Genomic DNA, 20,217 nt, shown 5'->3' with positions numbered 1-20,217 from the left:
GCGTCAAAAGTCCGGGGCGGCGGCGGTCGCCGGCCGGGAGAACAGACGAGGCGAGTCGGTGAGAAATCGAGGAATCGAGTCGGGGGTTCGCGTGCGTTATCGGCTCGTTACTGACCCCAGTTGGCGACGACGCGCGGGCGCTCGCCGACCGGGAGCACGTCGATGTCCTCGTCGGCCGCGCCGCGCGCTTCGAGGGCCGCCTTCGCGGAGGCGTACGTCGAGAAGTAGCTGACCTCCTCTTCGACGCAGTCGATGAGCGTCTCGCGGTCGCGGGAGACGACGAAGTCGAAGTTGTCCTCGCGGAGCATCGTGAGGAAGTCGTCGACGTCCTCGGGCGTGAGCACCTCGTAGTACTCGCCGAAGGCGTCGAGCAGTTCCTGTCCGGCCTCGCTGTCGGCGTCGGGGAACTCGGGGTCCGCGAGGTCCACGTAGATGGTGCCGTCGGCCGGAATCGGGTCGTTAGCGGCCGACTGGGCCTTCTCGTAGGCCTTCCCGAACGAGGTCGCGGTTCCCATGACCTCGCCCGTGGACTTCATCTCCGGGCCGAGACGCGGGTCCGAACCCGGCAGGCGGTCGAACGGGAGGACGACCTCCTTGACCGACACCTGCTCGGGAATCTGCTCGCTCACGTCGAGGTCGGCAAGCGAGTTGCCGGCCATGACCTTCGCCGCGAGCTTGGCGATCGGGACGCCCGTCGCCTTCGAGACGAACGGGACGGTGCGCGAGGACCGCGGGTTGGCTTCGAGGACGTACACGTCGTTCGCACCCTCCTCGTTCTGCTTGACCGCGAGCTGGACGTTCATCAGGCCGACCGTGTCGAGGGCGCTGGCGATGTCCTCCGTGACCTCGCGGACGCGGGCCATCGTCTCGTCGTCGAGCGAGCGCGGCGGAATCATACAGGCGGAGTCGCCGGAGTGGACGCCGGCGGCCTCGACGTGTTCCATCACGCCGCCGATGAGGACGTTCTCGCCGTCGGAGACGGCGTCGACGTCGAGTTCGACGCCGTCGGCGAGGAACTCGTCGATGAGGATGGGCTTGTCGGGGGAGACGCGAACTGCCTCCTCGATGTACTCCTTGAGCTCCGCGTCGGAGTGGACGATTTCCATCGCGCGGCCGCCGAGGACGTACGACGGGCGGACCAACACGGGGTAACCGAGGTCGTTGGCGAGGTCGAGCGCCTCTGTTTCGCTGGTCGCGGAGCCGCCTTCGGGCTGGAGGATACCGAGGTCGTCCATCAGCCGGTTGAAGCGGTCGCGGTCCTCGGCGAGGTCCATCGCGTCGATGGTCGTGCCGAGAATCTCGCAGTCGACGCCGCGGCGGTCGAGTTCGGATTCGAGCGGGTGGCCGATGTTGACCGAGGTCTGCCCGCCGAACTGGAGCATGACGCCGTCGGCGTCGATGGCCTCGATGACGTCGGCGACCTCTTCTGCCGTGATGGGCTCGAAGAAGAGGCCGTCGGAGGTGTCGTAGTCCGTCGACACCGTCTCGGGGTTGTTGTTGACGACGTGCGCGTCGATGCCCATGTCGCGGAGCGCCTGCACCGCGTGGACCGAGCAGTAGTCGAACTCGACTCCCTGCCCGATGCGGATGGGACCGCCGCCGACGACGACGACGCTCTCCATGTCGCGGTCGACGCGGAGTTCGTTACCGGCCGAGTCGCCCTCGAAGGGGCCGCGGAAGAACTCCGGTTTGCGCGCGGAGTAGTAGTACGGCGTCTGCGCGGCGAACTCGCCGGCGCAGGTGTCTACCTGCTTGTAGGTGCGGCCGGGGACGTTCTGTTCGACCTCGCCGACGCTCGTGCCGGTCGCCGCGGCGATGCTGGCGTTGGTGTGGCCGGCGGAGGCGGCGGCGGCGAAGTCGCCCTCGGAGGCGGCCTCGACCGCCTCGACGACGCGGCCGAAGCGCTCGACGTACCACTCGTGGATGTCGGTCAGTTCGACCACGTCCTCCGTGGTGTAGCCGCGCTCGAACGCCTCGAAGATGGCGTACGGGCGGTCGGGGGTCGGCGTTTCGAGGTACTCGGCTTCGAGTTCCTCGTCGGACACCTCGTCCCAGTCGGCGGCGGGGTCGTACTCGGACGAGCGGAGCGCCTTCAGAAGCGACTCCTCGAAGGTGCGCCCGATGGACATCGCCTCGCCGGTGGACTTCATGGCCGTCGAGAGCTCGAAGTCCACGTCGGTGAACTTGTCCTTGGGCCACCGCGGGACCTTCGTGACCACGTAGTCGATTGCGGGCTCGAAGGCGGCGGTGGTCTCGCCGGTGATTTCGTTGGTAATCTCGTGGAGGCGCTTGCCGAGGGCGACCTTCGCCGTGACGCGGGCGATGGGGTAGCCGGTCGCCTTCGAGGCGAGCGCGGAGGAGCGCGAGACGCGCGGGTTCACCTCGACGACGCGGTACTCGCCGCCGGGGGTGCCGTCGTCGTGCCACGCGAACTGGATGTTACAGCCGCCCTGGATACCGAGTTCGCGGATGACGCCGAGCGCGGCGTCGCGCATCTCCTGGTGACCCTCGTCGGGGATGACCTGCGAGGGCGTGACGACCGTGGACTCGCCGGTGTGAATCCCCATCGGGTCGATGTTCTCCATGTTGCAGATGATGATACACGAGTCGTCGGCGTCGCGCATCACCTCGTATTCGAGTTCGACCCACCCGGAGATGGACTCCGTGATGAGCACCTCGCTGTTGCGCGAGAGGCGAAGTCCCTTGCGGACGCGGGAGACGAGTTCGTCCATCTCGTGGACGACGCCGGAGCCGGAGCCGCCGAGCGTGTAGGTCGTCCGCGAGATGACCGGCAGGCCGCCGACGGCGTCGACGGAGGCTTCCACGCGCTCTTCGAGGGCCTCCTCGGTGATGTTCTCGACCGCCTCGTCTTCCTCCAGCGAGATGGTCGTCGACTTCGGGACGGGCTGACCGATTTTCTCCATGCGCTGGCGGAAGAGGTCGCGGTCCTCCGTCGCGTAGATGGTGTCGAGCGGCGTGCCCATGATGTCCACGTCGAACTCCTCTAAGACGCCTTCCTCTGCGAGTTCGGCCGTGACGTTGAGTCCGGTCTGACCGCCCAGTCCGGCGATGACGCCGTCGGGGCGCTCGCGTTCGATAATCTCGGAGATGGCCTCGGTCGTGATGGGCTCGATGTAGACCTTGTCGGCCATCTCGGGGTCGGTCATGATGGTCGCGGGGTTCGAGTTGACGAGGACAACTCGCGCGCCTTCCTCTCGGAGCGCGCGGCAGGCCTGCGCGCCGGAGTAGTCGAATTCCGCCGCCTGTCCAATCTGGATTGGGCCGCTTCCGATGAGCAAAATCGTCCGGTCCTCTGTACCTTGCTGAGGTCCGGTCGAGGTGTCCTCGTCAGTCATCGTCGGAATCCAATCCGCACATCGTAATAAGTCCGGCGAAAAATTACGAGGTCCGAAACTCGATTGCGAATTTCGAAAATGTTGCCGAACGCCGCTGTCGCGGCCGGGGAAGGCTTTTGACGGGTATCCGAGTACCGGCTACGCATGCCCGCGGTATTCACGACGCCGCCGCCGCTCGACTCCGGGAGCCGGGTCGCGGTCGTCGCGCCGTCGCGCCCCATCGACGAATCGCACTTGGACCGCGCGTGCGCGCGTCTCCGCGACGTGTTCTCGCTCGACCCCGTCGTCTTCGAGTCCGCCCGCCGCGACTGGGAGTGGCTCCGGGACAACCCGGCGGCGCGCGCGGAGGACGTGATGGAGGCCTTCGAGGACCCGTCGATACGCGGCGTCATCGCCGTCACCGGCGGCGACGACCAGCTTCGAATCCTCCCGCACCTCGACCCGGCGCGGCTGACCGCGTCGCCGACGCGCTTCTTCGGCTTCAGCGACAACGACAACCTCCGGCTGTTCCTCTGGACCCACGGCGTCGTGAGCTACGGCGCGACGCTCCACCCGACGCTCACCGTGGACCCCGAAATCCACCCGTACGTCGAGCGGTACCTCCGCCGGGCGTTCTTCGAGCGCTCCATCGGCGTCGTCGAACCCGCCCCGGAGTGGACCGACGACTGGTTCGACTTCGACACCGGAGAACCGAGAGAGTGGCACGACAATCCGGGTCGGACGTGGCGTGGCGACGAGCGCGTGACCGGGCGGCTCTGGGGCGGCAGCTTCAGCATCTTGAAGTGGCACCTCCAGACCGACCGCTACCTCCCAGACCCCGAGGAACTCGACGGGGCGGTGCTCGCGCTCGAAACCTCGGAGGACGTGCCGCTCCCCCGGGAGGTCCGGTACACCCTGCGGTCGATGGGCGAACGCGGGCTGTTAGCGCGGTTCGACGGGCTCGTGGTGGGTCGCCCGCGGACGTACTCGCCCGGACTGGAGTGGGAGCCGCCGGCGGACTACGGCGCGCAGCTCCGCGCGGAGGTGCTGTCGGTCCTCGACGCGTACAACCCCGACGCGACGGCGGTGTTCGACGTGGAGTTCGGCCACGCCGACCCGACGGTTCCGCTTCCGCTCGGCGCGAAGGCGACCCTCGACCCGACGGTGGAGCGGCTTCGAATCGATTGAAAAGCGGGCGCTCGGCCCGCGCGCTACATGTACGGTTCGGGGTCGAGGTCGCGCTGGGCGCGGTACTGGTCGACGAACTCGCTCACGTCGAACTGGAGCATCTTCGACTCGAACTCCGAGACGACCTCGTCGTCGTCGGCGTGGCTGACGGCGTGTTCCATCAGTTCCACGACGAGTTCGACGATTATCTCGTGGAGTCTTCGAGAGTCGAAGTCGGTCACCCAGACGATGCCCGCGCCGAGTTCGCCGTCCTCGGAGACGTCCTCGGAGACGACGGCCTCGGGGAACTCCTCGAGGACGATGCCCATGAGGTGGGCCGTCCCGAACTCGGGCATGTCGTCGCTCGTGGTCTCGATGGTCTCCTGGAGGATTTCGACGAGGAACTCCGGGAGAAATCGGTCGGGCGGGTGGACGTCCATGACGACGGCGTGGCTGTCCCCGCACGGACAGTCGAACTCCCGTTTGCCCAAGTCGAGTTCCCGGACGCGCTTCGTCTCGCCGCAGGGGAGGTCCAAGACGGCCCCGCGGCCGCCGGGAACGCTCGGTTCAGACATACCCGTGGGTTGCGGTTCTCTCCGTTTAAACGTCGCGTTCTTCGGAATCGTCGCGAGAGAAAAACGAGACGCCGACCGTCGGTTGCGGTCGGTCAGTCCGTCGTACTGTCGCAAAAAGCGGCGGTGACCCGGGCCGAAACGCCCGGCGGCGTCCCCTCAGCGGCGGCCCGAGACGTAGACGATGGGGCCGACAATGAGGAGCGCAATCCCGAGGAACAGGTAGTGAGCCTTGCCCAGCGACACCGGGGTCAGAAGGAAGATGAGCCCGAACACCGTGGTGTTGATACCGAGGACGTGCCGGGACTTCAGCGGCAGCGTTCCAACCGTCGACAGGATGAACACGAGCAACAGCGCCTGCCCGATGTTGTAGTCGAGCAGGAAGGTGTCTACGAGCTGAAGGGGAAGCATTCTTGTTTTCTCGGTCGGTTCGAATCGACTATCAAAGTTCCGTTATTCTCGTTGGAAACCGGCGGTCGGTCCCCCCGATATTGGGGCGACCGGGCTGTCGGGGCGGTTCCCCCTGGGTCTGCACCGCTGTCGGCGCGGAGCGGCGTCCGGTGGTCGGCGCGCGCTACTGGGACGGGCCGGTGATGTCGAGCGGCCGAATCCACCCGTACCAGACGACGAAGACCATGCCCGCGTAGCCGAGGACGAACACGACCATTCCGAGGTCGGTGTAGCCAGCCTCGCCGAGGAAGCGGCGTGCCACGCCCGGGATGACGATGCCGAGCGTCACGACGGCCGCGAGGAGGAGGTTCCCCCGCGATACCAACGACTGCTTCGTCTCGCTCATGTGCAGGGCTCGGGACCGAGACGACGTGAATCGCACGGTTCGAAGAGCGGCCCGCGAAGGGCGTTCTCGTCGCGCCGTCGGCCTCCGCCGTCGGTCTCGTCGCGTCGTAATCGCCCGCCTGCGAGCCCGCGGCACCGAAAACATATACCGTCCCCCGACGCACCGCGGGTATGCACCTGCGTTCCCTCCCCGAGGAGCACCGCGAGACCTACCGCGAGTTCCTCAACTACGCCTTCCGCCCCGAGAACGGCCCCGATTGGTCGGACGAGCGACTGCCGGACCCGGAGAGCTACCGTCCGCGAGGGTTCTACGACGCCCCGCCCGACGCGCCCGTCGAGGACCTCGACGCGGCCGACCTGCGGACGGTGTGTGCCTTCTACGACTTCACGGCTCGCGTCCGCGGCGAGTGGCACCCGCTGCCCGGTATCTCGGCGGTCGCGTCGCCGCCGGAGGCGCGCCGACGGGGCCACGTCGGCGCGATGCTCGACGACCTCCTCGCGGAGTTCCGCGACACCGGCCGGTATCTCTCGGCGCTCTGGCCGTTCGAGTACGACTTCTACCGCCGGTTCGGCTGGGCGACGGCGAACAACTACGCGAAGACGACGGTGCCGCCCGACGAACTCGGGGCGGTCGCCGCAGACCCGGCCGGGGAGTTCGTCCGCCTCGACGCCGACGACTGGGCCCGGGTCAAGGACGTGTACGCGACCGCGGCGACGGAAGACCTCGCGGTGGACCGAAGCGAGGGCTGGATTCGCCACCGACTGTTCCGCGGCTGGGACGGCGACCCGTTCGTCTACGGCTGGGAGCGAGACGGCGACCTCCGCGGCTACGTCGTCTACGACGTGAGCGGCGACTGGGAGTCGCGGACGCTGTCCGTGAACGAACTCGTCGCCGTCGACGCCGAGGCTCGCGCACAGCTGTTTCGGTTCCTGCGGGACCACGACTCGCAGGTCGACGAGGTCGTTCTCTCGTCGGAACGCGAATCGACCCGGCTCATCGACGGCCTGACCGACCCGCGGGCGGCGACGGTCGAAATCAAGCCCGGGCCGATGGTCCGCATCGTGGACGTGCCGGCCGCCCTCGAATCCGTCTCGTTCCCCGGCGACGCCGCCTGCGACCTCGTCCTCGCGGTCGCCGACGACCGCTGTGACTGGAACGATGGGTCGTTCAGGGTCGTCGTCGGTGACGGCGAGGCGCGCGTCGAACCGGACGGTGACGACGCCGACCCGGACGCGACCGTCGAAATCGGGGCGCTCTCGCAACTCCTCGTCGGCGCGCGCTCCGTCGAGTCGCTCGCCCGCACCGACCGCCTCTCGGTCGCCCGGGAGGAGGCGGCCGACGCCCTCGCGTCGGTGTTCTCCGCGCGGGACCCGTACCTGCGCGAGGGGTTCTGAGCGGACGGGTCGGGCCGAAATCGGCCGACGCGGCCAGTCGGGTCGGTTTTTTCCCACCGGCCGCCGAAGTGCGGGCGTGGCATCAGTTCCGGTTCTCGTCGCGTTCACGGCCGCCGGCGCGATTCTCGCGTGGAAGGGCGGCGACATGCTCGTGCAGGCCTCCGACCGCTTGGGCGCGTACTACGGGCTCCCCGCCATCGTGCAGGGAGCCATCATCGCCGCCGTGGGGTCGAGCTTCCCCGAGCTATCGAGCATCGTCATCGCCACGGTCCGGTACCAGTCGTTCGACATCGGCGTCGGCGCGGTCGTCGGGTCGGCCGTCTACAACATTCTCATCATCCCGTCCGTGTCGGCGATGGTCGGCGAGGGCGGACGGCTCGCCTCGAACCGCGACCTCGTCTACAAGGAGGCGCAGTTCTACCTGCTTTCTATCGCCGTCCTCGTGCTCACCTTCTCGCTCGCGGTCATCTACCGACCCGCCACCGACACCGCGAGCCTCGACGGGTTCGTGAGCCCCGCGCTCGCGCTCATCCCGCTGGCGCTGTACGGCCTGTACCTGTTCATGCAGTACCACGACACGCTGGAGCACCGCGCCGGACTCACCGCCGTCGTCAGCGACGTGGACCCGAGACGCGAATGGGTGGCGCTGGTGGCGTCGCTCGCGGTCATCCTCGTCGGAGCCGAACTGCTCGTCCGCGCGGCGGTCGGCCTCGGCGACGCCTTCGGCACGTCGCCGTTCCTCTGGGGGCTGACGGTCGTCGCCGCCGGCACGAGCCTCCCCGACACGTTCGTCAGCGTCGCGGCCGCCCGGCAGGGCAACGCGCCGATGAGCCTCGCCAACGTCTTCGGGAGCAACGTGTTCGCGCTCCTCGTCGCCCTCCCGGTCGGCATCCTCGTCGCCGGGGGCGCGGTCATCGCCTTCGAGGAAGTCGTCCCGATGATGAGCTTCCTCACGGGCGCGTCGGTCGTCTTCTTCGCCGTCCTCCGGACCGAGATGGCGCTGACGCGTGCCGAGTCGTACCTCCTCCTCGGGACCTACGCGCTGTTCATCGCGTGGCTGGTCGCAGAAAGCCTCGGCGTGACGAGGTTCCTCGCCTGAGAGGTCGCCCGGCCGCGAGCGGGGTCGCCGCGGCCGCCTCGCTCAGTCCGGCGGTTCGACCCAGACCGGGCCCACCCACGCGGTCCCGGGGAACTCGCAGTCCCGCGGGACCTGGGTGACCCGGAGGTAGTACGCGTCGGCCGCCGAGCGCCGGTCGTCGTCCCAGACCGTCCCCTCGACCGGGTCGCCGTCGGTCCACGAGACAGACGTCGTGTACGCCGAAAGCGGCGCGTCGGGGTCCGAGGTAATCGCCTGCGACCGCCACGTCTCGCCGTTTTTGACGATTTCGACGCGTTCGAGCGGGGCGGTCCCCGCGACCTCGACGTCGACCTCGCGGGGTTCGTCGCGGGCGTCGAGGCGGAGCGAACTGTCGTTCTCGCCGGGTTCGACGCCGCCGACTGAGAGGGACGCGAGGATGCGGTGCGGCTGGGTCGTCCCGTAGACGCGGCGGCTCCGGAGGCTCTCGAACACCGCCTCGCGGGTGAGTTCGGGCGCTCGGAACGCCGAGAGACCGCCGGGATAGCTCCGCTCGTTCCAGACGCGCCAGATGCTCGACCAGCCGACGCCGTCTTCGACCCACTCGCGAACGGAGGGGAGGTGCGGGTCGGCGTGGATGAGCGAGTGGCCGGGGTGCGGGCCGTGGTAGTCCGCGCCCGCGACGAGGCCGACCCGGTGGCCCATCGACAGCGCGTCGCGGACGAAGTGACCCGGTTCGTCGGTCTCGCCGCGACCCATCGCCAGTGGAAACGGGTTCCCCTCGTCGCCCGGCAGTTCGCCGGACCCCCACTGCGAGTACACCTCGACGAGCGGCGCGAGCTCGTCGTCGTACTCGACAGCCGAGAAGTCGAAGGGGTACATGCGCTCCGTCGGGTGGTGCGGAATCGTCACGACCCGCGAGTCGCGGGTCGACTCGAACTCGCGGAGGCGGCTCCAGAGCTTCTCGTAGGTGTCCGTCGTCCCGCCGCGGGAGTCGAGAAGGACGGCGTCGTCGGCGTCCTCGAAGTAGACGTTGACGTGGCCGCCGCAGTTGGGTTGTTTCGTCCACTCGTAGCCGACGAGCGTCACGAACTCGTCGGGGTCGTAGAACCGGTCGGCGACGCGGCGCGACCGCTCGAAGTACCACCCGTGCATGAGGGCGCGCTGGAGCGACGGCGGGATGAAAAACCCCATCGTGTCGTGGTCGGTGTAGGCGACGACGTCGAGGGCCATCGCGTCGCGGCCGAACCGATACCCCTTCTGCAGGCTCCCCGTCCCGTCCGAGAGCCGCGAGTGCAGGTGGATATCGCCCCAGTAGACGCGCTCGTCGGGGGCGTCGGCGGAGACGGAAACGGGGTTCGAGACGTACCGCTCGTCGAACCCGGGGCGCGAGAAGGTCAGGTAGTGGACGCTGGGCGTCTCGAAGGAGACGGCGTCTGCGAGCCTGACGTACCCCTCGTCGTCGCCGGCGAGGGAGACGCGCTCCGGATACGTCGCAGCATCGTCGGTCGCAGACACCCGCAGGTCGCCGTCGTACGCGCCGTGAAGCCGTTCGTACTCGTCCCACACCTGTACCGTGAGGTCGAGGGACTCGCCGACCGCGACGGTCGACGGCAGGACCGCGTGGACGCGGTCGAGCGACCCGGTTCGACTGCGCAACAGGTCGCGGACTGACGGCCGCCGCTCGGCGAAGACGCGCATCGTCTCCGCGAACTTCCCGAGGGTTCCGGTGGGTTCGGCGTCGAACACGCGAGGGGCTACGGACGCGTCGCTAAAGAAGGACGAGGCCGACCGGGCGCGACGGCGAACCCGCTCGCGGGTACTGTCGCTCAGAAAACGGAAAACGGACTCGCCGCAAACAGGGCAAGTTGCGGCGAGCGGGGTTGATGATGACCGCACGCGCGGTCAGGGGTCGAGGGTGGTCCGAATCCTGTCAGTCGCCGGGCGTGTTACCGCGCTGGTAGCGTCCGACCATCTTCCACATCGCCGCGTCGAGGTCCTCGCCGTCGGCGGCGGACTCAATCTGGCGGTACAGGTGTTCGGAGACATCGATGGTTGGCATCACCAACACGTATGGCGTGTACGGGTTTAATACTACTGGGATACAGAACTGAGTAAATTTGTTCGGATGGGTCGGTCGTCGAACCGCGAAATCGAGAGACGGCGAAGCCCCACGAACGAACGAGACGGTGATAGTCGAGAGAAACTCGGATTCGAAGACCTGACGGAAGTTCGAGTAGTCGGCTACTGCCGCGCCTGGCGGAGCGACGCGCCGTCGAAGCGCTTCAACGCGAGTTCGCCCGCCTCCAGCGGGTCGACGGGCGTGTCGTGTTCGTCGTCCATGTGTTCCATCACGAGAACGCCGACGCCCTCGCGGGAGTCGGCCGTGGAGGTGTGGCCGCACCCGTACAGACAGGTGAGTTCGTATTCCATGTTATTCGGTACCACAATCTATTGCGTGATATAGCTTTCTCCGAATTCGTCCGTTCGACCGGCTATGTGGTGATAGATGCGGACAAATCTGTGTGAATTGGTGCAGTTTTGTGAGATATAATCGAGTATTTGGGTCAGACATTAGTAGTTCTCTGTGTCGGGACAGTCGTGTTCGGTCGGGGCGGTCGAGTGTTCGCCGCTGATTCGTCCCGACGACACGAACGATAGACCGAGCGTTCTCTCGGTCGGTAGTATCCGCAGAAGTTGGGTGGCCGGGGAGTTTGAGCCCCTAACTCGCATCGGCAACGAATCGTTGCCAACGGGAGTGGGCCAACGCGGATTTGAACCGCGGGCCTCCCGGTTATCAGCCGAGCGCTCAACCTGACTGAGCTATTGGCCCAGGTAAGCGCATTCACTCGTTGTGCGCTGTTGATTTTAAGACTTTCTTTTCGGAGGCGCGTTGGTGCGTGTTAGTGAATGTCGGCGTCGTCGGCCGATTACGCCGCTTCAGACGCCGGGCGTGAAGTCAATATCGGACGGATTCGCGCGGCTACGCGCCGGAAAACCGAACAAGAGAGACGACGCGGGACCGGAGAGACGCGCTACTTGGAGTCGTTGCCGTCGCCGTCGAACCGGTAGGAGTCGGGGTCGGCGTCGTAGACGCCGTCACCGCCGCTACTGTTGCCGCTTCCGCCGGAGTTGCTCCCGCCGCTCGGGCCGGGCGACCCGCCGGGACCGCCGGGTCCGAAGTCGCCCTGCGGGAAGCCGGTCGTCCAGACGTTGCCGGTGACGAAGCCGTCGGCGCGCTTGTCGAGGTAGGGCTTGACGACGAAGCGCTTGAGCACCTCGCGGATGGGGTACCGGGTCACCGGGATGGCGAGCAGGAAGCCGATGGTGTCGGTGACGAGCCCCGGCGTGAGGAGGAACGCGCCCGCGGCGATGAGGAGGCCGCCGTCCATGACCTCGTTCGTCGGGAGGTCGCCCCCGGCGAACTTCGACTGGAGGCTTCTGAGGGTGTGTCTCCCCTCGGCGCGGACGATGAGCATCCCGACGAGTCCGGTCAGGACGACGAGCGCGACGGTCGGCACGAGGTCGATATACTGCGCGACGACCACGAGTAGCAACGCGTCGGAGAGGGGGATGAGGAGCAAGAGCGCCATCAGCGTGCGCGTTCGCATGGGCGACACTACCGGGTCGCGGCCCATAGCCCTTTTGTCCCGCCCGCGGCGCACCGGTCTCCCGAACCCGTCCGCGGCGACCGTCGAGGATGCGCGCGACCCGCCGACTGCGACCGGCCGTGCCACGAGGGCTCGAAGCGCTTACCCGCGTCCACCGCGGATGGGTGGACATGACCGACGAGACGCGCGTCGAATGGCGAGAGTGGGGCCCCGACGCGTTCGCCGAGGCGCGAGCGGCGGACAAGCCCGTCCTGCTTTCGCTGTCGGCGACGTGGTGCGAGGACTGTCACGAGATGGACGCCGAGACGTACGCGGAGCCGCGCATCGCCGCGAACCTCAACGACGGCTTCGTCCCGATTCGGGTGAACGTGGACCGCCAGCCGCGCATCCGCGAGCGGTACAACATGGGCGGCTTCCCCTCGACCGTCTTCCTCGCGCCCGACGGCCACCCCATCACGGGCGCGACGTTCATCGGCCCAGACGGCATGCGGCAGGTCGTCGACCGCGTGCGCGAGGTGTGGGAGAAGAAGGGCGCGGACGCCGGACGCCTCCCACGGGCGCTCAGAGGCGACCTCCCGCCCGCGGGCGAGGTCTCGCCCCGAATCGAGTCGCACCTCGCCGGCCAGTTGGAAGTCGCCTTCGACGAGGCCCACGGCGGGTGGGGCGACGCCGCGAAGTTCCCGCTCCCGCGGACCGTCGAGTTCGCGCTGAAGCGCGACCGAAGCCGGGCGCTCCGGTCGCTCGACGCGATTCGCGACGGCCTGTTCGACCCCGTCGAGGGCGGCTTCTTCCGCTACGCCGACGACGCCGCGTGGTCGAAGCCGAACCGCGAGAAGACGCTCGAATCGAACGCCGCGCTCCTGCGGGCGTTCGCCAACGGCTACCGCTACACCGGCGAGGACGCCTACCTCGACCCGGCCGCGGGGACCGCCGAGTTCCTCGTCGACTCGCTGTGGACGGGAACCGGCTTCGCGGGGAGCATGGGCCCCGCCGCGGGGACGGACTACTACCTCCTCGGAAAGGAGGGCCGCGACAACGCGCCCGGCCCGCGGACCGACCTCACCGTCTACGCCGGCGGCAACGCCCTCGCCGCGGACGCGCTGTTGGTGCTTGCGGGCCTCACCGACGACGAGCGGGCCCGCGAGTACGGCTCCCGCGCGCTCGACCGAATCGCCGAAGACCTCGTCGACGACGGCGTCGTGACCCACTTCCGGTCCGGCGGCGACGCGGGCGAGAAGCTCCTGCTCGAAGACCAGGCGCGCGTGGTCGCCGCGGCCTGCCGCGCCCGACAGGTGCTCGGCGACGAGTCGGTCGCGGGCGACCCGCTCCTCGCGTTCGCCGCCGATGCCGCCGACGCCGCCATCGACGAACTGTTCGACGAGGGCTCGTTCCTCGACGGTCCCGCGAGCGGCGAGGCGCTCCTGTCGTCGCCGCTGCGCCCGCTCGACGGGAACGTGGAGATGGCGAACGCGCTGCTCGACCTCGCGGCGCTCACGGGCGACGAGCGCTACCGCGAGGTGGCACAGGAGACCATCGGCTCGTTCGCGGGCGCGTGGGACCGCATCGGCGTGCAAATCGCCGCCTACGGGACCGCGGCGGCGCGTCTGCTCCGCGACCCGCTCGTCGTGGAACTCAACGACGGCGTCGGCTCCGACCTCCACCGGGCGGCGCTCCGCGTCGCGGACCACGAGGCGCTCGTCGTTCCCGAGGCCGACGCCGACGACCTCGCGGACGGAACCGCGCGCGTCAGCGCCGGCGAGACGACGGTGGAGGCAACCACTCCCGAGGAGTTGATGCAGGCGGTGTCCTCAGTCACGCCCGACGCCTGACCGCGACCGGCGGCAACCGAACGCGGGTGTAAACATCCGGTTTGTTTATCAGGGAGAAACGAGACGGACGGTGCATGACCAGTCTGCGAGACCTCGGGTTGTCCGAGTACGAGGCCCGAGCCTACCGCGCGCTCCTGCGGACGGGCGCGACGACGGCCAAGGAGTTATCGCGCGCCAGCGACGTCCCCATGGGCCGCGTCTACGACGTGCTGAACAGCCTCGAACAGTACCACCTCATCCGGAGTCAGGCGGCCAGCCGGCCGAAGAAGTACGTCGCCGTCGAGCCCGACACGGCGCTCGACCGCCTGCTCGAATCGAAGCGCCAGGAGCTGGCCGAGAAGGCCGAGCAGTACGAGAACGTCGTCGCCGAGCTGACCGACGAACTCGACGCCGCGGAGCCCGTCCACGACCAGTTCTGGACGGCCGCGGTCGGCGCGGACGAGACCATCGACCTGCTCGTCGAGCGACTCGCGGCGGCCGACGACTCGCTCGTGATGGTCGCCGGGACGCCCTCGCCGCAGTTCGACCTCGACGCCGTCGGCGACCTCGTCGTCGACGAACTGGAGGCCGCGCTCGACCGCGGCGTGGAGGTCTCGATGCTCATGTCGCCGGACCTCGTCGACAGCCTGCCCGAGAGCGTCGGCCAGAGCTACATGAACCGGCTGTCGAGCGCGCAGAACTTCCACGTGCGAACTGCCGAGAACGTCACGGGCGTGTTCAATCTCATCGACGACGTGGAGGTCTGCATCGAGGTCCCGAACCCCCTCGACCCCGGACAGGCGTTCGCCATGATTGACCTGAAAGACCCCGAGTTCGCCGCCGACCTCCGGGAGACGTTCGACCCGCGCTGGGAGGAAGCGGCACCGCTCCCGCTGTAGGGATTCGGAGAGAGAAAACGGTAAACGGTCGTCTCCGGGTGTGGAGACCGTTCAGGCGTCGAGTTCGTCGCGGAGCTGTCCCAGCGTCACCTCGCGCTCGGCGTGCGCGTTGTGCTGGTGAATCGACTCGTCGTTCGACTGTTTCATGTGGACCACCGCGTCGTCGCCGAGGTGGTCGAGTGCGTCGATGGACATCTCGGCCATCGAGCGGACGCAGTCCTCGACGAACTTCGCGTTCGCGTGGGCGTGGTAGGTCATGTGGTCCTCGTCGGGGCGCTTGGCGAGGTTGTAGATGCGCGCCGACATCGAGTCGCGGGCGATGTCGATGAGGTCCATGAGGTCGACCTCGGGCGAGCCCTGCGTCTCGACGGTGAGCGTGGCGTGGCCGCGCTGGGAGTGGCCCGGCTGGGGGACCTTGTCGAGGAACTCCTCGATGGTGTCGTCGTCGACCGAGAGGTCCTGCAACACGTCGCGGGCGCGGGAGGCGGACATGCCCTGCGAGCAGGGACAGACGGTCATGCCGACCACTTCCGCGCCGATTTCCTCGCGGGTTCCCTCGTCGGTCGCGGTGGCGCTGGCGATGATCTGTGCGGTGCTCTGGGTGGAGAGTCCGCTGGCGGGGGTGTCCTCGCGGACGACGAGTTCGGCGGTCATGCTGACCTCGGCGGTCGTCGTGTACTCGTGCTTCGCGAGGAGGCGCTCGGCGGCGTCGCCGCACATGTCCTCGACGCGGTAGGCCGGCTCGGAGACGGCGGCTTCGAGGACCTCGTCGATGACCTGCATATTTCGGCTCATGTCGATGCCCTTGCGGCCGCCGGGGAGGTCGACGAAGACCTCGAACTCAGCCATCAAGACGAGGGGTCGCTTCCCGTCGCGGGCGATCTTGACGAGCTTCTCGACGCCTGTGACGCCGACCTGGCTCAGCCCGACGGTCACGTCCGGCTGGGAGGCCTGTACGTCAGGCAACTGGTGACTCATCGAAGGATAAAAAGTGCCGTTGCTGATTAGTGCTTTCGATAGGGGAACAGAATCGCGGGCGAACGCCCCGCTGTGCTCCGACTACGGCCAGTCGTCGCGCCCCTCGTCCTCGAAGGGGTCCGCGGGGGCGTCGTCGTCGCCGGCGAGCACCCACTCGGCGGCCTCGGCGGCGTCCTCGACGGGGAGGTACTCCCAGCCGGTCTCCTCGGCCACCGCGCGGTCCTCGTCGGACGTGCCGACGAAGACGTGCCGGTCGGTGTCGAACTGGCGCATCACGTTTTCGAGGCTCTCTTTGACGCCGCGCGGTCCGGAGAAGAAGTCCTGCCGGATGCGCTCTTTCCGGGTGAAGTTCGTCACGACGTACGTCGGCTTCTCGCTCACCACGCCGATGTACTTCGTCCACGTCCGGGCGTCCGAAAACGCCGCGTTCGGGTCGCCGAGCTGCTTGAGCGCGGAGAGTTCGAACGCGAGCGTCATCGTTCCTTGGCCGCCACCTGTTGCCATACCCGGCGATAGGCGGCGACGCGTGGAAAACGACTTCGGTCCCGGTCGTCCGCGAGCGGGAGGCCGTCGGCTCGGGGGCGACCGGGTCGGGCGGAGAACGCGAGCGACGGGACGGGCGCAGCGAGATTACTGAACGCGGACGTAGTCGGTGAACACCACGATGTCGCCCCGCGAGAGCCGCGAGGTGGTCGTGTCGATGTCGAGCCGGCCGGCGGGACTGGCGGTCGCGAGCGCGTGCTGGGTCCGCTCGCTCAACTCGTCGAAGTGGTGGACCCGAGCGCCCGGCGGCACGTCGGTAACGGGTACGACGGTCGGCGGCGCGGTGACTGCTGGGGAAGACGGCGACTGTCCGTCTTTTGATGACATGTGGTAACACACACCATGAATGGAGATAAATGTTTGGCCGGCGGGACGACTGGCGGGCGCGTAACGACGGGCGAAAGAGAGCCAAAAACGAGGGGTCGAACCGCGAACGCGGGCGAGCGCTCGGCGAGCCGAGGCCGGGCCGGGCGGCCGCGCGCAGACGCGGCTGGCCGGGTGAAAACAGCGGGAGCGGGTCCCGAGTTACTGTTCGGCCGCCGCGCCTTCGAGGTCGTCGAGCTGGAAGTCCTGCTTCACGAGGATTTCCTTCTGCCCGCTGACGTCGACCTGCTCGCGCATGAGCTTCTTGTACTTCGTCTGCGGCGAGAGGTCGCCGATGAGGACGCCGCCGACGATTTTGCCGTCCTTGATGGCGAGACGCCGCCACTCGGTGTCGGAGTACTTGGCCTCGACGTGGTCGTCGCCGAGCGTCGGGTGGCCGAACGAGAGGAACGGGAAGTCGAAGTGGGTGATGGAGTACGACGAGACCCAGCGGAACTCCTCGGAGCCGTAGTCGACCATGTTCTTGGCCGCGATGGTGCCCTGCTCTTTGGCGGAGCCCCACGCGCCGTTCTGGGCGCGGTCGCCGAGGATGAGGTCGTGGAACTCGGTGATGTCACCGGCCGCGAAGATGTCGTCGTGGTTCGTCCGCATGAACTCGTCCGTGTAGATGCCGTTGTCGTACTCGATGTCGGTGCCACCGAGAATCTCCGTGTTGAAGTTCAGGCCGATGGCGATGCCGACGAAGTCGGCGTCGTAGCGGTCGCCGTTGGGGTCGACGGCGGTCGTGACGCGGTCGTCGTCGTCGACCTCGAAGTGGTCGACGCCGGAGTCGAAGACGGGTTCGACGTTGCGCTCGCGGAGCGCCTCGTGGATGATCTCCGCGCCTTCCTCGGAGAGCGCGTAGCGCCACCACGCCTTGCCGCGCATGAGGTACTTGCCCTCGACCTCCTGGGCGGCCGTGATGGCCGCGAGGTCGATGCCGAGCAGGCCCGCGCCGATGACGACGGAGTTGTCCGCGCCCTCGATGTGCTCTTTGATGTCGCGGGCGTCCTGGAACGTCCAGAAGTGGTGGATGCCCTCGGCGTCGGAGTTCTCGACGGGGAGCTGGGTCGGCGTGCCGCCGATGGCCAGAAGCAGTTTGTCGTAGTCGTACTCGGTGCCGTCGTGGGCGGTGATGGTGTGACCCTCGGGGTCGATGTCCGTGACGAGCGTGTTGAGTTCGAGGTCCACGTCGCGGTCGTCGTACCACGACTCGTCGTGGATTGAGATGGGTGCCTCGGGCAGTTTGCCCTTGGCGAATTCCTTGATGAGAATGCGGTTGTACAGCGGTTCGCCCTCGTCCGTGATGATGGTGATGTCGGCGTCGGGTTCCTCTTCGCGGAGTGTCTCAGCCGCTGAGGCCCCGGCGATACCGTCGCCGACGATCACGTACGATTGGCTCATGACCCGACGTTTGTATTCGGGGTTAATGTGGATTGCTATCTCCCTCATGATTGTTTTGCAGCCGGAAATCGGGGCGAGATAAGGAGACGGGAGCCGAATCGCGGCTGTTACTGCGTCTCACCGAACCGCTCGGCGAAGCCGCCGTCGGCGGCGGCCGGGCACTCCGAGGGTGCCGACTCCGCGTCGTCGTCGCCGCGAGCGAACGCGGCGTGGGCAAAGCCGCGGACGCGACCGGGAACGCTACTGGTGGCGGCGATGCGGACGGCTCCGCGAACGCCGGCCACGCCGGCGGCGAAACCGAGCGGCCAGCCCAAGAACAGCGCCACGAGACCGAGACCGGGCGCGAGCGGGGCGACGAGCGTCGCGACCGCGGTGGCCGCGACGACGCCGAGGACCGCCGCGACCGCGACGAGCGCAGTCTCTGAGAGCGTTCTGAACCGGCTCGGGACCGTCTCTCGTACGTCGCCGCGGCCGAAGTGGATATCGTCGAACATGGTCGTTCTCCTCGTTTGGAGAGACGACCGCCGACACCAAAAGGGTAATCCGAATTACATTTCTGTAAGCGGGCTTACCGTAGCGCGCTTATGCAATCTTCTCGACAGCTTCGACCGCGGAGTCGACGACCGAGAGTTCGTCGTCGAGGTCGACGACGAGCGCCTCGTCTCCGTGTTCGATGCGGACGCGGACACGCCACGGGTCCTCCGAGACGACGGTGAGCGCGTCGTCGCCGACGACCCACGGGAAGCGCCAGAAGGGAGTTCCGCACACGTCCTGTCCCCGCGAGGAGAGGAAGCCGAGGACGGTCGACTCGTCGAGCAGGACCAGCCCCACGGGCGAGACGGCCTCGTAGCCGCACTGGGCGCAGCGGTGGGTCACGACCACGTCGAGGTCGAACGGGTCGGCGTCGCGGGACAGCGAGGTGCTCGTCGTCCCGCCGCACTCGGGGCAGACGCCGTCGGCGGCGAGGCAGTGGAGGTGTCGCACGCGCTGGTCGAACGCGGACAGGAGCGCCTCCGTGGTGCGGCCTTCGAGGCCGCCGGGCGGGAACTCCTCGTGGGCGTGGGTCCGCGCGCAGTCGGCGCAGGAGATTGTGAGTTTCTCGTCGCCGTAATCGGCTTCGAGGGAGCCGCCGCAGGCGACACAGGAGCCGGGTGCGGAAAAGGCGGGGAGGACGGGGTCCTCGTTGAACGTCCCCGCGAGCACGGCGCGGACGACCTTCTCGCCGGCGTGGCGGAAGTCGTAGCCGTCGTCGGTCTTGCGGACGAACTGGCCGCGGAGCTTTCCGAGGTGGTAGTTGAATCGCGCGCTGTCGTCGACGCCGACCCGTCGGCGGAGTTCGGAGAAGGGAACGGGTCGGTCGGGTGACTCCCAGAGCGCTTCGAGGATGGTGAGTCGGGTCTCGTCGGCGACGATGCCGAACGCTTCGGCCGGCGAGATGCAGTCGTCGCACTCGAGGACCGAGTCCTCGCGGACGGATGCGGAGTCGCTCATACCCCTCACATGCGGGCGAACCGCATTAAATCACCTCGTAAAATTTCGTTCGGGAACTCGCGGGTCGCGTCGCCCGCGTGAGTCAGGCGGGGTTGCGTCCGTCTCGCGCGGGACGCCCGCGAAGCGCCCCCGGAGACGTGGTCTTTACGTGTATCCGACCCGAAGCGGACGACGGAATGAAGATTCGCCAGAACATCCGCCACTTCGCGACGAAGAAGGCCCTCACCATGCCGGTCATCGGCGACATCGCCACCGAGAAGATGGTCGACCTCCACGTCCGTATCTTCGGCGAGCGCGCGGACTCCGACCGCAGAGCGGAGCGAGAGGCCCACATGGCGGCGTTCTTCGAGTGCACCTTCGACACCTATCTCGCGGCGCTCGACGCCGGCTTCCCCGAGGCCGAGGCCCGCGAGATAACCCACGTCCAGGCCAACTTCGACTTCTACAACCACGGCTGGACGGAGATGATGGAGATTCCGGTCGACGAAATCGAGGCCCACTACGAGCGGTACGAGGGGTTCTTCGAGCGCCACGGCATCGACATCGCGAACCCCCTCGGCGACTTCCGCACCATCGACATCCCGGACGCGCCCGCGACGCTCGACAAGCTCGACGACCCGGACCACCCCCACGCGGAGGGCGGCTTCGCCGACGACGTGTACGTCGAGGACGACTCGGGCGAGGTCGAAGCCGGCGGAGCCGACGAGCCCGAGGACGTGGACGTGTCGGCCGCGCCGGGGATGCAGGACGTCGACGGCACCGACGAGAAGACCGCGTAAGA

General features: G+C 67.9%; 20 protein-coding genes and 1 tRNA gene. 6 read left to right on the top strand and 15 right to left on the bottom strand.

The features are described from left to right. Positions 1-107 precede the first annotated feature (107 nt). Positions 108-3,356, bottom strand: coding sequence for a carbamoyl-phosphate synthase large subunit (carB, locus tag ABY42_RS11730; protein ID WP_050459586.1), 3,249 nt, complete (start codon positions 3,354-3,356; stop codon positions 108-110). Positions 3,357-3,500: 144 nt separating this feature from the next. On the opposite strand from carB, the gene ABY42_RS11725 reads away from it, so the two are divergent. Next, positions 3,501-4,523 (top strand): S66 family peptidase, encoded by a 1,023-nt coding sequence (locus tag ABY42_RS11725; protein ID WP_050459585.1) that lies wholly within the window; start codon positions 3,501-3,503, stop codon positions 4,521-4,523. Between the two features lie 23 nt (positions 4,524-4,546). Here ABY42_RS11725 and ABY42_RS11720 read toward each other — a convergent pair whose 3' ends face one another. The 3 genes from ABY42_RS11720 to ABY42_RS11710 all read right to left on the bottom strand — a co-directional run bounded on the left by ABY42_RS11720 (position 4,547) and on the right by ABY42_RS11710 (position 5,870). Beyond that, entirely contained in the window at positions 4,547-5,077 is a 531-nt protein-coding gene (locus ABY42_RS11720; protein WP_008095664.1) for a DUF5815 family protein, read from the bottom strand. A 156-nt stretch (positions 5,078-5,233) separates the two neighbouring features. Continuing rightward, positions 5,234-5,485 (bottom strand): hypothetical protein, encoded by a 252-nt coding sequence (locus ABY42_RS11715; RefSeq protein WP_004975390.1) that lies wholly within the window; start codon positions 5,483-5,485, stop codon positions 5,234-5,236. A 163-nt stretch (positions 5,486-5,648) separates the two neighbouring features. After that, a complete protein-coding gene (locus ABY42_RS11710; protein ID WP_004975392.1) occupies positions 5,649-5,870 on the bottom strand; it encodes a hypothetical protein in 222 nt (73 codons plus the stop codon). Positions 5,871-6,040: 170 nt separating this feature from the next. On the opposite strand from ABY42_RS11710, the gene ABY42_RS11705 reads away from it, so the two are divergent. Further along, the gene (locus tag ABY42_RS11705) at positions 6,041-7,264 is read left to right on the top strand and encodes a GNAT family N-acetyltransferase (protein WP_050459584.1); all 1,224 of its coding nucleotides are present in this window, start codon (positions 6,041-6,043) and stop codon (positions 7,262-7,264) included. A gap of 76 nt (positions 7,265-7,340) precedes the next feature. Next, a complete protein-coding gene (locus tag ABY42_RS11700) occupies positions 7,341-8,363 on the top strand; it encodes a sodium:calcium antiporter (protein ID WP_050459583.1) in 1,023 nt (340 codons plus the stop codon). Positions 8,364-8,405: 42 nt separating this feature from the next. On the opposite strand, the gene ABY42_RS11695 is transcribed toward ABY42_RS11700, so the two are convergent. The 5 genes from ABY42_RS11695 to ABY42_RS11680 all read right to left on the bottom strand — a co-directional run bounded on the left by ABY42_RS11695 (position 8,406) and on the right by ABY42_RS11680 (position 11,950). Next, complete coding sequence (locus ABY42_RS11695; protein WP_050459582.1) at positions 8,406-10,088, bottom strand: DUF3604 domain-containing protein; 1,683 nt, start codon at positions 10,086-10,088, stop codon at positions 8,406-8,408. 184 nt (positions 10,089-10,272) lie between these two features. Next, a complete protein-coding gene (locus tag ABY42_RS20085) occupies positions 10,273-10,401 on the bottom strand; it encodes a hypothetical protein (RefSeq protein ID WP_004042243.1) in 129 nt (42 codons plus the stop codon). 182 nt (positions 10,402-10,583) lie between these two features. Beyond that, positions 10,584-10,772, bottom strand: coding sequence for a hypothetical protein (locus tag ABY42_RS11690; protein ID WP_004975400.1), 189 nt, complete (start codon positions 10,770-10,772; stop codon positions 10,584-10,586). A 326-nt stretch (positions 10,773-11,098) separates the two neighbouring features. Beyond that, a tRNA-Ile gene (locus ABY42_RS11685) sits at positions 11,099-11,172 on the bottom strand. A 202-nt stretch (positions 11,173-11,374) separates the two neighbouring features. Beyond that, a complete protein-coding gene (locus tag ABY42_RS11680; RefSeq protein WP_004975403.1) occupies positions 11,375-11,950 on the bottom strand; it encodes an FxsA family protein in 576 nt (191 codons plus the stop codon). Positions 11,951-12,120: 170 nt separating this feature from the next. On the opposite strand from ABY42_RS11680, the gene ABY42_RS11675 reads away from it, so the two are divergent. Further along, positions 12,121-13,779, top strand: coding sequence for a DUF255 domain-containing protein (locus ABY42_RS11675; protein ID WP_004975404.1), 1,659 nt, complete (start codon positions 12,121-12,123; stop codon positions 13,777-13,779). A 74-nt stretch (positions 13,780-13,853) separates the two neighbouring features. Beyond that, a complete protein-coding gene (locus tag ABY42_RS11670; RefSeq protein ID WP_004975406.1) occupies positions 13,854-14,657 on the top strand; it encodes a TrmB family transcriptional regulator in 804 nt (267 codons plus the stop codon). 51 nt (positions 14,658-14,708) lie between these two features. Here the strand turns inward: ABY42_RS11670 and mptA are convergent, their stop codons facing one another. The 6 genes from mptA to ABY42_RS11645 all read right to left on the bottom strand — a co-directional run bounded on the left by mptA (position 14,709) and on the right by ABY42_RS11645 (position 19,436). Next, positions 14,709-15,635, bottom strand: coding sequence for a GTP cyclohydrolase MptA (gene mptA / locus ABY42_RS11665; protein ID WP_004975407.1), 927 nt, complete (start codon positions 15,633-15,635; stop codon positions 14,709-14,711). 81 nt (positions 15,636-15,716) lie between these two features. Continuing rightward, positions 15,717-16,112, bottom strand: coding sequence for a DUF7124 domain-containing protein (locus ABY42_RS11660; protein ID WP_004975410.1), 396 nt, complete (start codon positions 16,110-16,112; stop codon positions 15,717-15,719). 153 nt (positions 16,113-16,265) lie between these two features. After that, entirely contained in the window at positions 16,266-16,505 is a 240-nt protein-coding gene (locus tag ABY42_RS19445; RefSeq protein WP_147302007.1) for a hypothetical protein, read from the bottom strand. A 198-nt stretch (positions 16,506-16,703) separates the two neighbouring features. Continuing rightward, the gene (locus tag ABY42_RS11655) at positions 16,704-17,945 is read right to left on the bottom strand and encodes an NAD(P)/FAD-dependent oxidoreductase (protein WP_004975414.1); all 1,242 of its coding nucleotides are present in this window, start codon (positions 17,943-17,945) and stop codon (positions 16,704-16,706) included. Positions 17,946-18,052: 107 nt separating this feature from the next. After that, positions 18,053-18,439 carry a hypothetical protein gene (locus ABY42_RS11650; protein WP_050459581.1) on the bottom strand — a complete coding sequence of 129 codons (387 nt, stop codon included), beginning with the start codon at positions 18,437-18,439 and terminating at the stop codon, positions 18,053-18,055. Positions 18,440-18,527: 88 nt separating this feature from the next. Further along, positions 18,528-19,436: a winged helix-turn-helix domain-containing protein gene (locus tag ABY42_RS11645; protein ID WP_050459580.1), complete on the bottom strand. Its 909-nt coding sequence runs from the start codon at positions 19,434-19,436 to the stop codon at positions 18,528-18,530. 137 nt (positions 19,437-19,573) lie between these two features. On the opposite strand from ABY42_RS11645, the gene ABY42_RS11640 reads away from it, so the two are divergent. After that, a complete protein-coding gene (locus tag ABY42_RS11640) occupies positions 19,574-20,215 on the top strand; it encodes a DUF6149 family protein (protein ID WP_004975419.1) in 642 nt (213 codons plus the stop codon). Positions 20,216-20,217: the final 2 nt, after the last annotated feature.

The organism is Haloferax gibbonsii (assembly GCF_001190965.1).
GTDB lineage: Archaea > Halobacteriota > Halobacteria > Halobacteriales > Haloferacaceae > Haloferax > Haloferax gibbonsii.
This window is presented reverse-complemented; position numbering and strand designations above follow the sequence as displayed.